At 69.1% G+C, this 4,911-nt stretch carries 5 protein-coding genes; 3 read left to right on the top strand and 2 right to left on the bottom strand.

The genetic code is table 11. The features are described 5' to 3' along the window. Positions 1 to 86 precede the first annotated feature (86 nt). The gene (locus JAO81_RS38125; RefSeq protein ID WP_199552590.1) at positions 87 to 425 is read left to right on the top strand and encodes a MerR family transcriptional regulator; all 339 of its coding nucleotides are present in this window, start codon (positions 87 to 89) and stop codon (positions 423 to 425) included. 107 nt (positions 426 to 532) lie between these two features. Here JAO81_RS38125 and JAO81_RS38120 read toward each other — a convergent pair whose 3' ends face one another. Both JAO81_RS38120 and JAO81_RS38115 read right to left on the bottom strand, forming a co-directional pair. Further along, positions 533 to 1,489: a pirin family protein gene (locus tag JAO81_RS38120; RefSeq protein WP_199552589.1), complete on the bottom strand. Its 957-nt coding sequence runs from the start codon at positions 1,487 to 1,489 to the stop codon at positions 533 to 535. Positions 1,490 to 1,601: 112 nt separating this feature from the next. Next, entirely contained in the window at positions 1,602 to 2,093 is a 492-nt protein-coding gene (locus tag JAO81_RS38115) for an SseB family protein (RefSeq protein ID WP_199552588.1), read from the bottom strand. Positions 2,094 to 2,265: 172 nt separating this feature from the next. Between JAO81_RS38115 and JAO81_RS38110 the strand changes: the two genes are divergently transcribed. Further along, positions 2,266 to 4,098 carry an acyl-CoA dehydrogenase gene (locus JAO81_RS38110; RefSeq protein WP_199552587.1) on the top strand — a complete coding sequence of 611 codons (1,833 nt, stop codon included), beginning with the start codon at positions 2,266 to 2,268 and terminating at the stop codon, positions 4,096 to 4,098. A gap of 104 nt (positions 4,099 to 4,202) precedes the next feature. Then, complete coding sequence (locus JAO81_RS38105) at positions 4,203 to 4,844, top strand: hypothetical protein (protein ID WP_199552586.1); 642 nt, start codon at positions 4,203 to 4,205, stop codon at positions 4,842 to 4,844. Positions 4,845 to 4,911 lie beyond the last annotated feature (67 nt).

The following is a 4,911-nucleotide window of genomic DNA, read 5'->3' as shown; positions in this document are numbered from 1 at the left end:
GGCGGGGAGTGTTTCTCCTTTCTCGGGGGGCCCCGGGGGCCCGCCGCCCCCCGGGGCCCCTCGACGCGTTGGTTCAACGAGGTGACATGACAGCAGATTCCCCGCTCAGCGGTCGTCTGGACGACGACGACTACCCCGCCTACACCATGGGGCGGGCCGCCGAGATGCTCGGCACCACGCCCGGTTTCCTCCGGGCCATCGGAGAGGCGCGCCTGATCACGCCCCTGCGCTCGGAGGGCGGCCACCGCCGCTACTCGCGCTACCAGCTGCGGATCGCCGCACGCGCCCGCGAACTCGTCGACCAGGGGACCCCGGTCGAGGCCGCATGCCGCATCGTCATCCTCGAGGACCAGCTCGAAGAGGCGCAGCGCCTCAACGCCGAATACCGGCGCGCCGCGGCCGGGCGGGCCGCCTCGGAAGGCTGACCCGGCACGGCCGCGGCGCGTGTGCGTCCGGTCCTGTGTCGCACGCCGGCATTGCGCCGGTCCTGTATTTCGTGCACGCCGGTCCTGCGGGGCGCGCACGCCGGTCGCTACATCCCGTGCACGGCGGGAACGGTGCCGAGCCGGCCCTTCTGGAAGTCCTCGAAGGCCTGCTGCAGCTCCGCCTGGGTGTTCATCACGAACGGCCCGTAGTGCGCCATCGGCTCACGGATCGGCCGGCCGCCGAGCAGCACGACCTCGAGGTCCGGGGTGTTCCCGTCCTGCTTGTCGTCCGCGCGGACGGTCAGCGCACCCCCGTCGCCGAAGACCGCGGTCTGACCCAGGTGGATCGGCCTGCGCTCCTCACCGACGGTGCCGCGACCGGCCAGGACGTACGCGAGCCCGTTGAAGTCGCTGCGCCAGGGCAGCGTCACCGAGGCACCCGGCCGTACGGTCGCGTGGATCATCGTGATCGGGGTGTGCGTGATGCCAGGGCCCTCGTGTCCGTCCAGCTCACCGGCGATGACACGGAGCAGCGCGCCGCCGTCGGGGGAGCTGAGCAGCTGGACCTGGCCGCCGCGGATGTCCTGGTAGCGGGGGTCCATCATCTTGTCCTTGGCGGGCAGGTTCACCCACAGCTGCAGGCCGTGGAAGAGACCGCCGGACATCACGAGGTCCTCCGGCGGAGCCTCGATGTGCAGGAGGCCCGAACCGGCGGTCATCCACTGGGTGTCCCCGTTCTGGATGGTGCCGCCGCCCCCGTTGGAGTCCTGGTGGATGAAGGTCCCGTCGATCAGGTACGTGACGGTCTCGAAGCCGCGGTGGGGGTGCCACGGGGTGCCCTTGGGCTCGCCCGGCGCGTACTCCACCTCGCCCATCTGGTCCATCATGATGAACGGGTCGAGGTACTTGTAGTTGATGCCCGCGAACGCGCGGCGCACCGGGAAGCCCTCGCCCTCGAAGCCGGACGGTGCATCCACCACGGCCAGGACCTTGCGCGCCACCGCGTCGGCGGGAGCGGCCACCTTGGGCAGGGTCAACGGGTTCTCGACGGTTACTGCAGGCATGGTCGGTACCTCCTTCTGATCCGAGAGTAGTTGAATCTCGAACTTTCTGCCACCTGGAACGAGGAACGCCCGGGAGGTATTCCTCCCGGGCGTCCACGCGTACGCATGCCTGCTAGCCGTACATCCGCCGCATCGCGAAGTCGACCATCTGCTCCACGGCCTTCGCGTCGAAGACCATGCGGTGCTCGCCCTCCATGTCGAGCACGAAGCCGTACCCCGTCGGCAGCAGGTCGATGACCTCGGCGCCGGTGATCACGAAGTACTTGGACTCCTTGCCCGCGTACCGCCGCAGCTCCTTGAGCGAGGTGAACATCGGGATGACCGGCTGCTGCGTGTTGTGCAGCGCCAGGAAGCCGGGGTTGTCGCCGCGCGGGCAGTAGACCTTGGAGGTCGCGAAAATCTGCTGGAAGTCCTCGGCCGCCATCGAGCCGGTGGTGAAGGCGCGCACCGCGTCGGCGAGCGAGGGCGGGGACGGCTCGGGGTAGAGCGGGGGCTGCTGGCCGTACGCAGCACCGGGCATGCCGCCGCCCATCGGCTGCTGCGGCGGGGGCATCGGCGGTGCGTACTGCTGCTGCCCACCGGGGCTCTGGTCGTAGCCGTACATGGGGTCGAGCGTACTGGGTCACAAATGGCGGCGGTCACAGATGGCCGGTTTGGGGTTGCTTCTTATTACCGACGGGTAGCATGATTCTGGCTACTAGCTGGTACGCATACGAGGATCCTGTCGGGCCACCTGACGGATCCACCTCCTCCCGGACTTATACGGAGCCGTCGCCATGGGGCACTACAAGTCGAATCTCCGCGACATCGAGTTCAACCTCTTCGAGGTGCTCGGGCGCGACAAGCTGTACGGCACCGGCCCGTTCGCGGAGATGGACACCGAGACCGCCAAGGACGTACTCGCCGAGCTCACCCGCCTCGCGGAGAACGAGCTGGCCGAGTCCTTCATCGACGCCGACCGCAACCCGCCGGTCTTCGACCCGGAGACCAACACGGCCCCGGTCCCGGCCTCCTTCAAGAAGTCCTACAAGGCCTTCATGGACTCCGAGTACTGGCGGCTCGGCCTGCCCGAGGAGATCGGCGGCACCACCGCGCCGCCGTCCCTGATCTGGTCGTACGCGGAGCTCGTGCTCGGCGCCAACCCGGCGATCTGGATGTACTCCTCGGGCCCGGCCTTCGCCCGGATCCTGTTCGAGGAGGGCACCGAGGAGCAGAAGAAGTGGGCGCAGATCGCCGTCGACAAGCTCTGGGGCTCGACGATGGTCCTCACCGAGCCGGACGCCGGCTCCGACGTGGGCGCGGGCCGCACCAAGGCCGTGCAGCAGGCGGACGGCTCCTGGCACATCACCGGCGTGAAGCGCTTCATCACGTCCGGTGAGCACGACATGGAGGAGAACATCCTCCACTACGTCCTGGCCCGCCCCGAGGGCCACGGCCCGGGCACCAAGGGTCTCTCCCTCTTCCTGGTGCCGAAGTTCCACTTCGACTTCGAGACCGGCGAACTGGGCGAGCGCAACGGTGTGTACGCGACGAACGTCGAGCACAAGATGGGCCTCAAGGCCTCCAACACCTGCGAGATGACCTTCGGCGACCAGGCCGGCAACCCGGCCGTGGGCTGGCTGATCGGTGACAAGCACGACGGCATCCGCCAGATGTTCCGCATCATCGAGTTCGCCCGCATGATGGTCGGCACGAAGGCGATCTCGACGCTCTCCACCGGTTACCTGAACGCCCTGGAGTACGCCAAGGAGCGCGTGCAGGGTCCGGACCTCGCGAAGTTCATGGACAAGACCGCGCCGAAGGTCACCATCACGCACCACCCCGACGTGCGCCGCTCGCTGATGACGCAGAAGGCGTACGCGGAGGGCATGCGCGCGCTCGTCCTTCACACCGCGGCCGTGCAGGACGAGATCATGGTCAAGGAGGCGGCCGGCGAGGACACCGCGCAGCTCGAGGCCCTCAACGACCTGCTCCTGCCGATCGTGAAGGGCTACGGCTCGGAGAAGGCGTACGAGCAGCTCGCGCAGTCCCTGCAGACCTTCGGCGGCTCCGGCTATCTGCAGGAGTACCCGATCGAGCAGTACATCCGGGACGCGAAGATCGACACCCTGTACGAGGGCACGACCGCGATCCAGGGTCAGGACTACTTCTTCCGGAAGATCGTCCGCAACCAGGGTGCGGCGCTCAACGCGCTGGCCGAGGACATCAAGAAGTTCCTCGCGGTCGGTACGGGCGGCGAGGAGCTGTCCGTCGCGCGCGAGCAGCTGGCCAAGGCGGCCGTCGAGCTGGAGGCCATCGTCGGCCTGATGCTCACGGACCTCGCGGCCACCGAGCAGGACGTCCGCTCGATCTACAAGGTGGGTCTCAACACGACCCGCCTGCTGCTCGCCTCCGGTGACGTGGTCGTCGGCTACCTGCTGCTCAAGGGCGCCGCGGTGGCCGCCGAGAAGCTGCCGAACGCCTCCGCCAAGGACAAGGCCTTCTACACCGGCAAGATCGCGGCCGCGAAGTTCTTCGCCGCCAACGTCCTGCCGGGCGTGACGGGTGCGCGCAAGCTCGCCGAGGGCGTGGACCTGGACCTGATGGACCTGGACGAGGCCGCTTTCTGATCGTCGCTCTTTGATCATCGCGATCGTCCGCAGTGCGTGACGGCCCGTCCCGGTCGGGGGACGGGCCGTCCGTATGATCGGACGTCTTCGACCAGGGGCGGGGCATGAACGGCAAGAGGTACGGGCGGATCGCGGTACTCGGTGCGGCAGCGGTGCTGCTCGCGGGATGCGGCGGTGGCGGCGGGGACGAGCCGGCGGACAAGCCGCTGGGCAAGAAGCAGCTGGACGCCGTGCTGCCGGACGCCAAGGCGATGTCCGGCTGGAAGGTCGCGGCCCGGCTGCCGGCCGAGCCCCTGCCCGAGGTGTCCAGGACGACGCTGTGCGGCGGCCACAAGAGCGCGTGCGACGGTCTGCGCTCCTTCGCCCAGAGCACGTACACCGATCCGGGCAAGGAGTTCTCGGTCCTCGTCAGCGTCTTCGCGGCCGAGGACGCGGCCGGTGCGGAGCCCGCGTACGACCGGCTGTGGGAGCGCGTCGAGGAGTCGGTCGGCCAGTCCAAGGGGCTCGAGGCCGGGACGCTCGGTGACGAGCACTACGCCCTGCAGACCGAGTACGGACGTACGGGTGGTCCGGCCGCGCAGATCCAGGTGCGGGTGGGCGCGACGGTCCTGCAGATCACCGGCGAGGCGCTGCGCCCCGGGAACGCACTCGATCTCGATGCCGTCGTGGACGTCGCCACCGTCGTCACCGAGCGGGCCGAGCAGGCCGGCCGCGGCGAGGCACCGTCGGCGGTACTCGGCGGCTGAACCTCGTCGGCGGCCTTCACTCGTCCCCGGCGAGCGCGGCCGACCTCGTCGCGGTGCTCGGCGGCCG

Origin of the sequence: Streptomyces sp. N35 (assembly GCF_016464295.1) — a bacterium.
Lineage (GTDB): Bacteria > Actinomycetota > Actinomycetes > Streptomycetales > Streptomycetaceae > Streptomyces.
Note: the sequence above shows the minus strand (reverse complement) of the source record. Positions and strands in the feature narration are given on the sequence as shown.